Consider the following 14,374-nt stretch of genomic DNA (forward strand, 5'->3'; position numbering starts at 1 on the left):
CAAATAACTATCAAATAATTATGCATTTTCATGTTGGAACTTTTCAACATTTTGAGGTTGACATTTACAATAACAGCTTTTATATTCATTTCATTCATTAGTCTATATACACGCTTATGATTTATTTCAATGCCTAATATATTATTAAGATAAATACATATTCTCTTTCGTCCATAAGTTCCTCTATATTTATTATGTATATCTAGTATATGATTTTTAATTATTTTATCCTGTATATCCTTATTGGTGATAATATCTTTACGCTTGAGCCATTTATAATAAGAGCTTCGCGCTACTTTTGCCAATAGGCAAAGACGTATAATAGAATATCGCTCTGACATAAAAAATATAATCTCATATATATTAACTCGTGTTATTCTTCTGCCAGAGCTCTTAGCTTTTTTAGGAATTCATTCTCCATTCTTAAGTACTCAACTTCTTCTTCTAATGATGAAAATTTAGTTTTGGGTCTACCTATTCGTGAACCATTAGTTCGAGTTTTAGATTTTCTTCCTCTACTTTCAATATCGAAAGCTTTTTCACCTTCAGCTTGGTATTTTTTTACCCAATCATAAACTCTCTTTTTCTCACTTAAGCCTAATTCCTTAGCAATTGTATTTGCTCCTATATGTTGATTTAAGTGCATATCAACTGCTTTTAATTTAGTCTCTTTGCTATATTTCCTTTGAATTCCACTCATAAAAAATCCCCCTATAGTAAACAAATATCTAACCTAATTATAAAGGTCTTTTTTTATTTGTCTACCATAAGGGGATTATACTATACGGGAGTTTTTTTATTAATTTTTATTTCTACTGTATGATAATTTATTAATACATGTATGCTATAAAATGACAAAACAATTTATAAGAAATAATTAACAATAGAAATATTAGAAAATTTTATAAAATTTATAAAATGAAATTATAATTTTATTTAAAATATGCAAGTAAAATAGATAAAATATTTAAATTTAAAAGAGAAAATAATAAATTTTATGTTTATTATTATTAACATAGTGAAAAAGTATGATATAATACATTGTAGTTGTAATTTAAAAACAGATTAGTACTTTCTATAAATTTCATATAAAATTTGAGTTTATAGCTATTATTAAGGAGGAATCTCGGAAATGAAAAAAGGTATAGCTGCATCTAAAGGTTATGCAATAGGAAAAGTATTTTTACAAGAACATGAAGAAATAGTAATAACAGATACAAAAGTTTCTAATGTAGAAGCAGAAAAAGAAGTTCTACAAAAGGCTTTAGAGCAAGCAAAAGTACAATTAACTGCAATTAGAGATAAAGCACTAGCTGAAATTGGAGAACATGAAGCTCAAGTTTTCGAAGCTCACTTAACTTTATTAGATGATCCAGAATTTACTGGTGGAATGTTGTTAGAAATAGAATCAAATAGCATAAATGCAATGAAAGCAGTTGAAAATATTACAAATACATTTGTAATGATATTCGATTCAATGGAAGATGAATATATGAAAGAAAGAGCTGCAGACATTAAAGACGTTTCAAAGAGAATAATTTCAAACTTAGCTGGAAAAGGCGGAGATGCATTTGCTATAACAGAAGAAAATACTGTAGTAGTAGCTCATGACTTAACTCCATCAGATACAGCACAATTAGATAGAAGTAAGGTTGTTGGTTTCTTAACTAATATTGGGGGAAGAACTTCTCACTCAGCTATTATGGCAAGAACTTTAGAAATACCAGCAATTGTAGGATTGAAGGATATAACTACATCAGTTAAAAACGGAGACTTTGTTATAGTTGATGGTATTGAAGGTGTATGTATAATAAATCCTGACCAATCAGTTATAGATGAATATACAGCTAAGAGAGAAAAATTCTTAGCAGAACAAGAAGAATTAAAGAAACTTATAAGTGTAAAAACAGTTACTAAATCAGGTAGAAGAGTTGAAGTTTGTGGAAACATAGGCTCACCTGCAGATGCTGAAGCTGTAGTTGCAAATGGTGGAGATGGTGTTGGATTATTTAGAACTGAGTTCTTATACATGGATAGAGATTCAGCTCCAACTGAAGATGAACAATTTGAATCTTATAAGAAGGTTCTTGAAATAATGGATGGAAAGCAAGTTGTTATAAGAACTCTAGATATTGGTGGAGACAAAACACTTCCATATCTACCATTACCACAAGAAATGAATCCGTTCTTAGGATATAGAGCTATAAGATTATGTTTAGATAGAAAAGATATATTTAAGGTTCAAATAAGAGCGTTACTTAGAGCTTCTGTTTATGGAAATCTTGCTGTAATGTTCCCGATGATTTCAGGCTTAGAAGAATTCCAAGCTGCAAAAGAATTTGTAGAAGAATGTAAAGCTGAATTAAAAGCAGAAGGAAAAGAATACTCAGAAAAAATTCAATGGGGTATCATGGTTGAAATCCCAGCTGCAGCTGTGTATGCAGATGAATTAGCTAAATATGTAGATTTCTTCTCAATAGGAACAAATGATTTGATTCAATATACATTAGCGGCTGATAGAATGAGTGAAAAAGTATCATACCTTTATAATCCAATGCACCCAGCTGTATTAAGATTAATAAAGATGACAATAGACGGAGCTCACAAGCATGGTAAGTGGGTTGGAATGTGTGGAGAAATGGCTGGAGATGAAGCTGCAATTCCAACATTAGTTGAATATGGTTTAGATGAATTCTCAATGAGTGCTACATCAATTTTAACAGCTAAGAAGATAATACTAGAACAAGAATAATTAAAATGATGAAAAGTCACATACTATGAATGTGGCTTTTTATTTTTAGTTAAAATAGTTAAGTATAGGTGGTGAAAAGGATACATGAATAAAATTATAGAAATGTTCATAACATTTTTTAAAATAGGAGCTTTTACTTTTGGTGGTGGATATGCAATGATTCCGCTTATAGAAGAAGAAGTTGTTAAAAATAAAGGGTGGATTGAAAAAGAAGAATTCATGGATATATTAGTAGTAGCACAAAGTTTACCAGGAGCATTGGCAGTTAATTCTTCAGTATTTATAGGATATAGAATAGGAGGATTTATTGGAGCTATAATGGCTCTTTTAGCGGTTGTTCTTCCTTCGTTTTTTATAATATTAATAATAGCAGCATTTTTTATGAAGTTTAGAGATAATTATTATGTTAATGCGGTATTTAAGGGAATAACAGCAGCAGTTCCAATGCTTGTATTAGCAGGAGCAATAAGTTTAAGCAAAGGAATAGATAAAAGTGTACAAAATATAGTAATTATTATAATAGCCCTTATAGCATTAGTATTTTTTGATATAAATCCAATTATAGTCATAGTGACTTCAGCGATATACGGAATTGTATTTTTAAGAAAGAAGGTGAAATAATTGAATATACTAATAAGATTATTTCTTTCGTTTTTTAAGATAGGTTCCTTTAGCTTTGGCGGTGGTTATGCTATGATTCCTTTTATTCAAAGAGAAATAGTAGAAAAAAATGATTGGCTTAAAATAAGCGAGTTTATGGATATTATAGGTATATCACAAATGACTCCTGGACCAGTTGCCATAAATTCAGCAACTTTTGTAGGATATAAGTTATCAGGCGTTCTAGGTGCCATTATGGCAACAACAGGAGTAGTAATAACATCATTTGTATTAATATCTATAATAAGTAATACCCTAGAAAAATTTAAAGAATCTACATTAATTAAATCAGCACTAATGGGAATGAGACCTGTTTTAATTGCCTTAATAATAAAAGCTTTTGTAGACTTAGCAAAAGAATCTTATTTGGACTTAAAGAGTATAATAATAACTACGATAATAGGATTAGTATTACTAAGTAAAAAAGTTCATCCTATACTAGTTATAGTAATAGCGGGGATTATGGGATTAATATTTTATTTGTAAATTTAGAAGAGGTAATTGAATGAAAAATAGGGATAAGAAGGCATATGAAAAAGCACTTCATTTATATAATAACGGATATATAGATAAGGCATTAGAAGTTTGTGAAATTGGTATATCAAGAGATTTAGAAGACTCAAATCTTCTCAATTTAAAGGGATTATTATTGTATTTAAAAGGAAATCTTGAGGAAGCGATTCCTATTTGGAAAATAAATGAACATCATAATAATAACGATATAGCAAAATCGTATTTAAAAGATGTACAGAAGGATTTTTATAGAAAAGACTTATATGAAAAAGCAGAAGAGTTAATAAACGACTTAAATATAGATGAAGCTTTGAAAAATTTAAGTATTTGTAAAGAAAGTGACTTCAATTCCATAAATGTCAATAACGCTTTAGCAACGTGTTACTTAAGGAAAGCTGAATATAGCTTAAGTATGGAATATGTGGAAAAGGTTATATCTATTGATAAGTTTAATTATAAGGCTAAAAATATCAAAAAGGAAATAAATGAAATTTTAAATATAAATAATAAATCACTTTTAAAAACTTTAATAATAGCATCTATAGCAGTAGTTTTTTTAACATCAGGAATATTACTTAACAATAAGTTTAAAAAAGTACAAATAAATAAAGAAGAATTAGCTAATAATATTTCAAAACCTGTTGAGAATGAAAGCACAAATAATGAGCAGAATGAAGAAAATAAAGATAATGAAGAAAATAAAGATAATGAAGAAAATAAAAAAAGTAGTACTTTAGAAGTAAATTCGTTAACAGATGAAGAAATAAGAGAAAATTATATAAAGGCAACAGGTTTATTTCAAGAAGAAAAGTATGAAGAAGCTAAATATTTATTAGAAGCCACTATTATTCATTCAATGAATAACCATCTACATGATGATGTAATGTTTTTATTGGCATCAACAAGTGAAAAAGTAGGTAAAAATGAAGAAGCTATAAAATATTTTAAAGATTATATATCTAACTATGAAAATGGGAACTATATAGAAGAAACTTATTATAGAATATCCTTATTATATAAAGATTTGGATAAAGAAAAAAGTAAACTTTATGCAGGAGAGCTTGTTAGTAAATATCCAAGTTCCATTTATAATAATAATCTTATAAAGGATATTTTAAGTAATTGAAATATAGGAGAGATGTAGATGATAACAGTTATAAAAGGAATCAAAGTTTATTCTCCCCAGTATCAAGGAGAAAAAGATGTAGTTATAGTATCAGATAAAATTGAAGGAATATATGAAAATTTGAAAGTTCCTGAAAATTTTATTGATATAGAAGTAGTAGATGGATCAGGAAAACTACTTTTCCCTGGATTTATAGATTGTCATGTTCATATTAATGGTGCAGGTGGAGAAGGTAGCTTTAAAACTAGAACACCAGAAATAAAGTTAACAGATTTAACAACAGCTGGGATAACCACGGTTGTTGGATGTATAGGAACAGATGGAATTTGTAGAGATATGGGAAGTTTAATAGCTAAATCAAAGGCTTTAGAAGAAGAGGGATTGACTACATATTGTTATACAGGTTCATATGAGATACCAGTAAAAACTTTATCTACTAGCATAAAAGGAGATTTAATGCTAGTAGATAAAATTATTGGGGTAGGAGAGGTGGCTATATCAGACCACAGAAGTTCTCAGGCGACATTTGAAGAATTTACACAAGTAGTAGCACAAGCGAGAGTAGGAGGTTTATTATCGGGAAAATCTGGAATAGTTAATATTCACTTAGGTGATGGAGATAGAAAATTAGATTATTTATTCAGATTAATTGAAGAAACAGAGCTTCCAGCAACTCAATTATTACCAACTCATATTAATAGAAATAAAGAATTATTTGAAGCCGGAGAAGAATATGTTAAGAAGGGTGGATTTATAGACCTTACTACAAGTTCTGATCCTAATTGCTTAGAACCAGGAGAGTTAAGAGCAAGTGAAGGGTTAAGTAATCTAATAAAAAACAACATTGATTTATCTCATATTACATTTTCATCGGATGGAAATGGTAGTATGCCTATATTTGATAATGACGGTAAGTTAACAAAGGTTGGGATATGTTCAGTATCAACACTTTATGGAGAAGTAAAGGAATGTATAAAGACATATAATATTAAAATAGAAGATGCACTTAAAGTAATAACATCAAATGTAGCAGAGATATTAAAACTTTCTAACAAAGGTTCAATAGAAAAGGGAAAAGATGCAGATCTTGTTTTAGTAGATGAAAGTTCTTTAGAAATAGATACTGTTATAGCAAAAGGAAGAATTATGGTTAAGAATGGGAAACCAATTGTAATGGGAACTTTTGAATAATTAATAATTGACAATTATGGTAGAAATTCAGTTTTGCTGAATTTCTTTTTTTAGATTAATTATTAAAAATATTAGTATAGTAATAATGATTGATAAATTTCTAAAAAAGAAGAAGCTGTCGCATAGACAGCTCCATTCATATGATTTTTAGTAACTTGTTTTAAAGAATAAATGTTGACCAATAGATTTACTATCAGCTTTTTCAACACCTTGCATCCAAGAACAAGTAGCTATGGAAGGATTATAAAAGAATAATGCTTCATTTGTTGGATCATTACCTTTTATAGCTTCATAAACAGCATTATAGCATTCTTCTGTAGGAACAACTGATATTTCCCCATTAATAACACAGGAAAATGCGTTTGGTTGAAGAATAACCTCCCTAACACTGTCTGGAAATCCTGGACTTAATACCCTATTTAAAATAACCGATGCAACTGCGACTTTACCCTCAAAGGGCTCACCTTTACTTTCAGCATATACGATTTTAGCCATTAAATTCAAATCATCTTCTGTCAAATATATTAAATTTTCATTGTGATTAAAAACTTCAACCACATTCTCTTCTGGCATATTTATTAAGTTATTATCTAATTCTCTACTAACGTCAGTGCTTATAGTACTATTGGTATTGAATGCTGTACTAATAGTACTATAAGCTAATACAGGAATTTCTGCTGAAAATAAAAAGGTTAAAAATAAAATAGGTATTGCTTTTAAATATTTCATAAATAACCTCCTTTTGGATAATATTAAATCCAAGATTATTATTACCAAAAGGAAAATTTTAATACTAATTATTTTAGAAATTACTTTTATATGCAGAATAAGCCTTTAAAACATCATCTCTTTTTGAAGAAGCATTTTTATAATTTTTATTTATTTCTTCAGAATATTTATCTATATCAGAACAGGTTTTTTCATATATTACAGCTTCTTTAATTGATTTTAAATATATACCATATAAATTTAAATACTCATTTAAAGATTCATATACATTCATATATCCATCTGGAATAGAAATAGAAACTGATTTAGATTGTATATCTCCATAAATATATTCTTTATTATATATATCATCAATAACAGCTTGCAAATCTCTCTTATCTTCTCTTATCTTATTAATAGCAATCATTAAATCTTCATTTAGTTTATTAAAGTCTGAATTAAAACTTTCAAGTTGAAAAAAGAACTCACGTTGTTGCTTATTTTGAAACTCAGTATCTCTATTAATTTTAATTATAGTATTTAAATAATTATAAGTATTTTCGAAAAATAATAGTGATTTCTTCGAAAAATTAATCTTAATATTGTGAGAATTTAATATAGAATAGCTTTGAACACATTTCTCTTTAGCAGTAAGGAAATTATTTAAATCATCACTAGATTTTATAGTATTAGGATTAGATAAAACATAAATACAATTATCATAAAAAACTATAGTAGAATCGATAGCATTATTTAAATCACTCTTTATAGATGAAATTTCTTCATTGGTTTCTTTTATCTCAGATATAGAAGTTAAAAGTTTCTTTAATTCCCCAGAAGATGTAGTTAAAACTTCGTAAGATTTATTAGTGTCAATAGTTAAATCTTTAATTCCAGATTCTAAATTTGAATTAATATTATTTAAGTCATTAGCTATATGTTTTAAGCTTCTTTTAGATATATTAGAATCTGAATTATATATGATAAAAAATACTGAAAAAAATAATAATAAAAAAGCAGATGCTAAAAATAACATTAAATTTTTATGGTTTTTAGAAAAAGTAATAAGTTTTTCTTTCATAGAATATCACCTCATATAAATCTCTTTACATAAATTTATATTATAGTAAAGTAGAAAATATTATAAAATTAAAAAAAAATCGAAGTATTATACTAAGATTTTACTAATTGGTGTATAATTAATATATATGAAGGTTAGGGGGTGCCCTTTATGCAAGAGATTAGTACATTTATAATAAACACATTAAAAAATATATCGGTATTTTCTGTTTTAGATATATTAGTAGTTGCTTATATATTTTATAAGGGATATACGTTAATAAGAGAAACAAGAGCGGAGCAACTTTTAAAAGGAATAGTTCTTATGGTAGCATTAATACCAATAAGTTATGTCTTAAAATTAGAAATGTTAAATTTTATTTTAAATAAAACATTGACTATTGGGCTTTTATCTATTGTTATTATATTCCAACCAGAAATAAGAAGAGCTTTAGAGCATATAGGACGAAGTGCTTTTGAAGAAATACACAATATACAAGATGAAGAAGAAAGAAATATAACAGTAAATGAAATAGTTACTGCAATTCAGAACCTAGCAGAGACTAAAACCGGAGCATTAATAGTTATAGAGCAAGCAACGAGATTAGGAGAAGTATTAAATTCAGGGACAATATTAGATGCAAAAGTTACTTCAAATTTATTAGAAAATATATTTGTAGTTAATACTCCATTGCATGATGGAGCTACCATTATAAGAAAAGATAGAATATTGGCTTCAGGATGTGTACTTCCACTTACAAATAATAATACAATAAATAAAAAACTAGGAACAAGACATAGAGCTGCAATAGGGTTGTCAGAAGTTTCAGATTCTATAGTCTTAGTAGTATCAGAAGAAACAGGGGTAATATCCTTAGCTATAAATGGAAGATTAACAAGAAATTATGATAAAGAAAAATTAAGAGTAATCTTAATAAAGATGATGCAACATAGTGATAAGAAGAAAGTTAAATCAGCTGGGGAGAGGGTGAGAGCTTGGATAAGAAGGAAAAAAACAAATTAGTAGTACCTATAATATGTATCTTATTATCCATAGGGTTATGGGTTTATGTAACTAATGTAGAAAACAAAATAAGAACCACTGAAATAAGTAAAATACCAGTTGAACTAGTAAATACAGACACATTAGCAAGTTCAAAGCTAGCATTAACTCCAAATCAGCAATTATATGTAACATTGAAAGTTGAAGGAAATACAAATGATATAAATAAAATTAAAAAAAGTGATTTTAAAGTTCAAGTAGACTTAAGTGAATATGCCTGGAAGAAAGGCGAAAATAAAATTCCAGTGTCTATAATAGATTATCCAATTACAGTTAGTATAAGAAACACTAATACATTAACTGTATCAATTAAGATAGAAGATATGGTGGAAAAAGTTATGACTGTAACTTCTAATATTAATGTTACACCAAGACAAGGATATTTTGCATCAGAAGCCAATATAAATCCAAGTGAAGTTAAAGTAATTGGAGCAGAATCAGCAGTTAGTAGAGTGTCAAGATTAGTTGTTACAGATAATAAAGAAGATGTATTTGAGGATATTGTGGGAAACTATGAGATAAAAGCTTTAGATGATGGAGGAAGTGAAGTTCCAGATGTTTTTCTTTCGGAGAAAACTGCTAATGTTGAATTAAAGGTTAGTAAAGGTAAATCTGTAAAAGTTAATATTGTTACAATAGGCCAATTACCGAGTGGAATAAAACTAAAATCTGTAGATAGTTCAAGAAAAACAGTAGAATTGTTAGGACCTAAAGATATATTAGATTCAATTAATGAAGTAAATACAACACCACTAGATTTAAGTACCATAAGTGAGAACAAGGATGTTTCACTAGGAGTAGTAGTCCCAGAAGGATTGACCATATCTCAAGGCGAAGAATATGTAACTGCAAAGGTAAATGTAATAAAGTTGGTAACAAAGGAATTTAGCGTAAAATACAGTATAAGTGGAATTATACAAGGGGTGAAAGCTACACCTAATAAGGATACAGTAAAAGTTATTATAAGTGGATATGAAGATGAAATCGTAAATGTGACATCCGATAATGTAAAGGCAGTAATGGATGTAAGTTCATTTAAAGAAGATGGAACATTTGAACAAGAGCCTAAAGTAACTCTGCAAGGGTTAAATGAAAATTTTTCTATAAGTTCAATAGAAAAAATTACTATTACCGTAATTAAAGACGTTGCTCAAGGAGACTCTTCAGCAGTCAATGGTGGAAGCAATTGATTAGTTCATAAGGCACAGTGCACAAGTTCACAGTTAGAGTATAAGGGAACAAGTAACAGGGAACAGTTGATTAAATTGTGAAGCAAAATTTCTAGTTTGAAGTTCATAAGGCACAGTTCACAGTTATGGAAATAATTCAGCTAGCTGAATTAAGAAATCATTATTTCAATGATTAATGAGTTGATATAATTTGAAATTCAGAAACTACAAAGTAGTTTTATCATAAACTGTGAACTGTGCACTGCTAACTAAATAAATTGCTTTGCAATTTATTATTACAAAGGAGGATTAACTATGTCAATTAGGATTAATAATATAATCTTAAGAATAGATGAAGATAGAGATATATTAATAAAGAAAATAGCTAAGAAATTAAAGGTTTCAGAAGAAGAAGTTCAAAACTTTAAAATAATTAAAGAAAGTCTGGATGCGAGAAAGAAAAACGATATAAAATACCTATATTGTGTTGAAGTAGAGCATAAAAATGAAAAAAAAATAGTTAATAAATTAAAAGATAAGGATATAAAGGTTACGGAGTCCTCATATGATACAGATATAGAGTTTGGAAATATTGAATTGAAGAATAGACCAGTGGTAGTAGGTTTTGGACCTGCAGGAATATTTGCATCGTTATTATTAGCAGAAAAGGGATATAAACCTTTAGTAATAGAACGTGGAGAAGATGTAGATAAAAGAACAGAAACTGTTAATAAGTTTTGGGAAACAGGTGAATTAAATACAGAATCAAATGTACAATTTGGAGAAGGTGGAGCTGGAGCATTTTCAGATGGCAAACTAACTACTAGAATTAAGGATACAAGATGCGATTATGTATTAAAAGAATTAGTTAGGGCAGGTGCCCCAGAAGAAATAACTTACATTGCTAAGCCACATGTAGGAACAGATCTTTTAAAGGGTGTAGTTAAAAATATAAGAGAAAGAATAAAAAGTTTAGGAGGGGAAGTATTATTTTCCTCTAAATTAGAAGAAATAAAAAGCGAAGATGGTAAAGTAAAATCAATAATAGTAAATGGCAATGAAATAGAGTGTGAAAATCTTATTATTGCAATAGGACATAGCTCTAGGGATACATACGAAATGTTACATAAAATAGGGGTATTTATGCAACCAAAAGCTTTTGCAATTGGTGTTAGAATAGAACATCCACAAGAACTTATAAATAAAAGTCAATATGGAGATATGTATAATCATCCAAGACTTAAGGCAGCAGAATATAGATTGACATATCAAAGTGAAAAGCTTAAAAGAGCTGTATATTCATTTTGTATGTGCCCAGGAGGAGTTGTAGTCGCAGCAGCTTCAGAAAATGAAAGATTAGTATCAAATGGTATGAGTTATCATGCGAGAGATTTAGTTAATGCGAATTCAGCTTTAGTTGTTACAGTGGGACCAGAGGACTTTGAAGGAGATTCACCATTAAGGGGAATGGAGTTCCAAAGGCATTATGAAAGCTTAGCATTTAAGCTAGGAGGGGGAAATTATAAAGCACCAATACAATTACTAGGTGACTTTATGCAAGATAAAGTAAGTGAAAAGCTTGGAACTGTTACTCCAAGTTATACTGCAGGATATGTATTTAAAGATTTAAGAAAGTGTCTTCCTGAATATGTAATAGAAGCACTGAAAGAAGGTATAGTTGACTTTGATAAAAAAATCAAGGGATATGGAAACTATGACTCAGTTTTAACAGGAATAGAAACAAGAACATCTGCGCCTATTAGAATGATAAGAGATGAAAACTTACAAAGTATATCTATGAAGGGCTTATTCCCAGCAGGGGAAGGAGCAGGATTTGCAGGTGGTATAATATCTGCTGCAGTTGATGGATTAAAGGTAGCAGAAAAGATAATAAGAGAATATAAACCAATAAAATAAAAGACACAAAATTCTGAAAATTTAAGTTTTCAGAATTTTTTTTGTTACAATTAAAGGGAAATATTTGTAGTTTATATCAAAAATTGATATAATTTTAACAAATACTAGTGTATTAATGAAAATTAAGGATTATAATAGATGTTAAGGAAATTTTATTTCTTTATATATTTACTAATATAAATAACATTAATAATATAAGAGGTGCTAAAATGAGTAAAAATTTCGATGATTTATTGCAAAAGGTTAACAGTTGTACTAAGAAAAAGGTAGCAGTAGCAGTAGCACAGGATGAGCCTGTATTAGAAGCTATTAAGGCTGCGAAAGAAAGAGGAATTGCGGAAGCAGTTTTAGTAGGTGATTCTATAAAAATAGAAGAAATAGCAGAAAAAATTGATATGGATCTTACACAATTTGAAATAGTTCATGAGCCAAATGTAAATAAAGCAACTTTAGAAGCAATAAGGTTAGTATCAAGTGGAAACGCAGATATGGTTATGAAAGGATTAGTAGATACAGCTACATTTCTAAGGAGTGTTCTTAATAAAGAAGTAGGATTAAGAACAGGAAAACTTATGTCACATGTTTCTGTATTTGAAATAGAAGGAATTGATAGATTAATTTTATTAACAGATGCAGCATTTAATACTTACCCAGATTTAAAAGCAAAAGTGCAAATATTAAATAACTCAGTAGAAGTTGCACATGCTTGTGGAATAGAATTACCAAAGGTAGCTCCAGTATGTGCAGTAGAAGTAGTAAATGCAGATATGCCAGCAACGGTAGATGCAGCATTATTATCAAAGATGAATGATAGAGGACAAATAAAAGGTTGTATAGTTGATGGACCTCTAGCACTTGATAATGCAATATCAGAAGAAGCTGCATATCATAAAGGAATAACAGGAAAAGTAGCAGGAAAAGCAGATATAATTTTACTTCCAAATATTGAAACCGCTAATGTTATGTATAAAACTTTAACATATACATCAAAATCAAGAAATGGAGGGCTTTTAGTTGGAACATCTGCTCCTGTAATATTAACATCCAGAGCTGATAGTTTTGAAACAAAGGTACACTCCATTGCACTAGCTGCATTAGTTGCAGAAGCAAAAAAATAATATTATGGAGGAGACTTTGTTATGTCTTACAAATTACTAATTATCAATCCAGGATCAACTTCAACTAAAATTGGTATTTACCAAGATGAAAAAGAGGTTTTTGTTAAAACCTTGAGACATTCTTCAGATGAAATAGGAAAATATGATAGTATTTATAATCAATTCCTTTTTAGAAAAGAAATAATTATAAAAGCATTAGAGGATAATAATATAGACATGAAAACCTTAGATGCAGTAGTTGGCAGAGGCGGAATGCTAAAGCCAATGGAAGGTGGAACATATTTAGTAAATGACCCTATGTTAGAAGATTTAAAAATAGGATTTCAAGGACAACATGCTTCTAACTTAGGAGGAATAATTTCAAATGAAATAGCTAAAGAATTAGACATACCAGCATATATAGTTGACCCAGTAGTTGTTGATGAATTACAAGACGTAGCAAGAATATCCGGAGTACCTGAATTACCAAGAGTTAGTAAATTTCATGCCTTAAATCAAAAAGCAGTTGCAAAAAGATACGGAATAGAGTCTGGAGAAGGCTATGACAATCTAAATTTAATAGTAGTACATCTAGGTGGAGGAGTTTCGGTAGGAGCTCATAAAAATGGAAAAGTAGTAGATGTAAATAATGCCTTAGATGGAGATGGACCATTCTCACCAGAAAGAGCAGGAAGTGTTCCAATTGGTGAGTTAATAAGATTATGTTTTAGTGGTAAATATACAGAAAAAGAAATATACAGCAAAATAGTAGGAAAAGGCGGATTAGTAGCATATCTAAATACTAATGATGCTAGAGAGTTAGAAGATTGGGTAAATGAAGGAAGAGAAGATGCGATAAAGTATTACAATGCATTTGTTTATCAAGTTGCTAAGTCAATAGGAGAAATGGCAACAGTTTTAGAAGGAAAAGTAGATAGAATAATAGTTACAGGTGGAATAGCTTATTGGAAACAACTTATAAAGGATTTAATGACTAAAGTAAGTTTTATAGCACCTATTACAGTTTACCCAGGAGAAGACGAGCTATTGGCTTTAGCTCAAGGAACTTTAAGAGTCTTAAGAGGAGAGGAAATAGCAAAAGAATATAAATAACAATTA

At 29.0% G+C, this 14,374-nt stretch carries 14 protein-coding genes; 10 read left to right on the plus strand and 4 right to left on the minus strand.

Annotated elements, in window-relative coordinates; all coding sequences use genetic code 11:
* Together ABDZ60_RS11885 and ABDZ60_RS11890 are read right to left on the minus strand one after the other, a co-directional pair.
* A partial coding sequence (locus ABDZ60_RS11885) for an IS3 family transposase (RefSeq protein ID WP_343778325.1) occupies positions 1 to 341 on the minus strand: 341 nt, incomplete at its 3' end.
* Between the two features lie 32 nt (positions 342 to 373).
* On the minus strand, positions 374 to 700 hold the full coding sequence (locus ABDZ60_RS11890; RefSeq protein ID WP_343778327.1) for a transposase: 327 nt from the start codon (positions 698 to 700) through the stop codon (positions 374 to 376).
* Positions 701 to 1,132: 432 nt separating this feature from the next.
* Between ABDZ60_RS11890 and ptsP the strand changes: the two genes are divergently transcribed.
* The 5 genes from ptsP (at position 1,133) to iadA (ending at position 6,242) form a co-directional block, all read left to right on the plus strand.
* Positions 1,133 to 2,752: a phosphoenolpyruvate--protein phosphotransferase gene (gene ptsP, locus ABDZ60_RS11895; protein WP_016205859.1), complete on the plus strand. Its 1,620-nt coding sequence runs from the start codon at positions 1,133 to 1,135 to the stop codon at positions 2,750 to 2,752.
* 84 nt (positions 2,753 to 2,836) lie between these two features.
* Positions 2,837 to 3,373 carry a chromate transporter gene (locus tag ABDZ60_RS11900; RefSeq protein WP_016205858.1) on the plus strand — a complete coding sequence of 179 codons (537 nt, stop codon included), beginning with the start codon at positions 2,837 to 2,839 and terminating at the stop codon, positions 3,371 to 3,373.
* Positions 3,374 to 3,898 carry a chromate transporter gene (locus ABDZ60_RS11905; protein ID WP_016205857.1) on the plus strand — a complete coding sequence of 175 codons (525 nt, stop codon included), beginning with the start codon at positions 3,374 to 3,376 and terminating at the stop codon, positions 3,896 to 3,898.
* A 19-nt stretch (positions 3,899 to 3,917) separates the two neighbouring features.
* Complete coding sequence (locus ABDZ60_RS11910; RefSeq protein WP_016205856.1) at positions 3,918 to 5,051, plus strand: tetratricopeptide repeat protein; 1,134 nt, start codon at positions 3,918 to 3,920, stop codon at positions 5,049 to 5,051.
* Between the two features lie 18 nt (positions 5,052 to 5,069).
* On the plus strand, positions 5,070 to 6,242 hold the full coding sequence (gene iadA, locus ABDZ60_RS11915) for a beta-aspartyl-peptidase (protein WP_016205855.1): 1,173 nt from the start codon (positions 5,070 to 5,072) through the stop codon (positions 6,240 to 6,242).
* A gap of 147 nt (positions 6,243 to 6,389) precedes the next feature.
* Here the strand turns inward: iadA and ABDZ60_RS11920 are convergent, their stop codons facing one another.
* Both ABDZ60_RS11920 and ABDZ60_RS11925 read right to left on the minus strand, forming a co-directional pair.
* The gene (locus tag ABDZ60_RS11920) at positions 6,390 to 6,971 is read right to left on the minus strand and encodes a cell wall hydrolase (RefSeq protein WP_016205854.1); all 582 of its coding nucleotides are present in this window, start codon (positions 6,969 to 6,971) and stop codon (positions 6,390 to 6,392) included.
* Between the two features lie 73 nt (positions 6,972 to 7,044).
* Positions 7,045 to 8,031 carry a hypothetical protein gene (locus tag ABDZ60_RS11925; protein WP_016205853.1) on the minus strand — a complete coding sequence of 329 codons (987 nt, stop codon included), beginning with the start codon at positions 8,029 to 8,031 and terminating at the stop codon, positions 7,045 to 7,047.
* A 150-nt stretch (positions 8,032 to 8,181) separates the two neighbouring features.
* Here ABDZ60_RS11925 and cdaA point away from each other — a divergent pair, with 150 nt between their 5' ends.
* The 5 genes from cdaA to buk all read left to right on the plus strand — a co-directional run bounded on the left by cdaA (position 8,182) and on the right by buk (position 14,368).
* Positions 8,182 to 9,033 (plus strand): diadenylate cyclase CdaA, encoded by an 852-nt coding sequence (gene cdaA, locus ABDZ60_RS11930; RefSeq protein WP_016205852.1) that lies wholly within the window; start codon positions 8,182 to 8,184, stop codon positions 9,031 to 9,033.
* Positions 9,006 to 10,262 (plus strand): CdaR family protein, encoded by a 1,257-nt coding sequence (locus tag ABDZ60_RS11935; RefSeq protein ID WP_016205851.1) that lies wholly within the window; start codon positions 9,006 to 9,008, stop codon positions 10,260 to 10,262. The genes cdaA and ABDZ60_RS11935 overlap by 28 nt, the downstream gene beginning before the upstream one ends.
* Positions 10,263 to 10,556: 294 nt before the next feature.
* Positions 10,557 to 12,158 carry an NAD(P)/FAD-dependent oxidoreductase gene (locus ABDZ60_RS11940; protein WP_343778337.1) on the plus strand — a complete coding sequence of 534 codons (1,602 nt, stop codon included), beginning with the start codon at positions 10,557 to 10,559 and terminating at the stop codon, positions 12,156 to 12,158.
* Positions 12,159 to 12,367: 209 nt separating this feature from the next.
* Entirely contained in the window at positions 12,368 to 13,276 is a 909-nt protein-coding gene (gene ptb, locus ABDZ60_RS11945) for a phosphate butyryltransferase (protein WP_016205848.1), read from the plus strand.
* 21 nt (positions 13,277 to 13,297) lie between these two features.
* Positions 13,298 to 14,368: a butyrate kinase gene (gene buk, locus ABDZ60_RS11950; protein WP_016205847.1), complete on the plus strand. Its 1,071-nt coding sequence runs from the start codon at positions 13,298 to 13,300 to the stop codon at positions 14,366 to 14,368.
* Positions 14,369 to 14,374: the final 6 nt, after the last annotated feature.

Source organism: Clostridium sartagoforme (genome assembly GCF_039521405.1).
GTDB classification, from domain to species: domain Bacteria; phylum Bacillota; class Clostridia; order Clostridiales; family Clostridiaceae; genus Clostridium; species Clostridium sartagoforme.

Coding starts and splice junctions, on each gene's coding strand:
- ABDZ60_RS11890 (WP_343778327.1), bottom strand. CDS start 700: ATGAGTGGAATTCAAAGGAAATATAGCAAAGAGACTAAATTAAAAGCA.
- ptsP (WP_016205859.1), top strand. CDS start 1,133: ATGAAAAAAGGTATAGCTGCATCTAAAGGTTATGCAATAGGAAAAGTA.
- ABDZ60_RS11900 (WP_016205858.1), top strand. CDS start 2,837: ATGAATAAAATTATAGAAATGTTCATAACATTTTTTAAAATAGGAGCT.
- ABDZ60_RS11910 (WP_016205856.1), top strand. CDS start 3,918: ATGAAAAATAGGGATAAGAAGGCATATGAAAAAGCACTTCATTTATAT.
- iadA (WP_016205855.1), top strand. CDS start 5,070: ATGATAACAGTTATAAAAGGAATCAAAGTTTATTCTCCCCAGTATCAA.
- ABDZ60_RS11920 (WP_016205854.1), bottom strand. CDS start 6,971: ATGAAATATTTAAAAGCAATACCTATTTTATTTTTAACCTTTTTATTT.
- ABDZ60_RS11925 (WP_016205853.1), bottom strand. CDS start 8,031: ATGAAAGAAAAACTTATTACTTTTTCTAAAAACCATAAAAATTTAATG.
- cdaA (WP_016205852.1), top strand. CDS start 8,182: ATGCAAGAGATTAGTACATTTATAATAAACACATTAAAAAATATATCG.
- ABDZ60_RS11940 (WP_343778337.1), top strand. CDS start 10,557: ATGTCAATTAGGATTAATAATATAATCTTAAGAATAGATGAAGATAGA.
- ptb (WP_016205848.1), top strand. CDS start 12,368: ATGAGTAAAAATTTCGATGATTTATTGCAAAAGGTTAACAGTTGTACT.
- buk (WP_016205847.1), top strand. CDS start 13,298: ATGTCTTACAAATTACTAATTATCAATCCAGGATCAACTTCAACTAAA.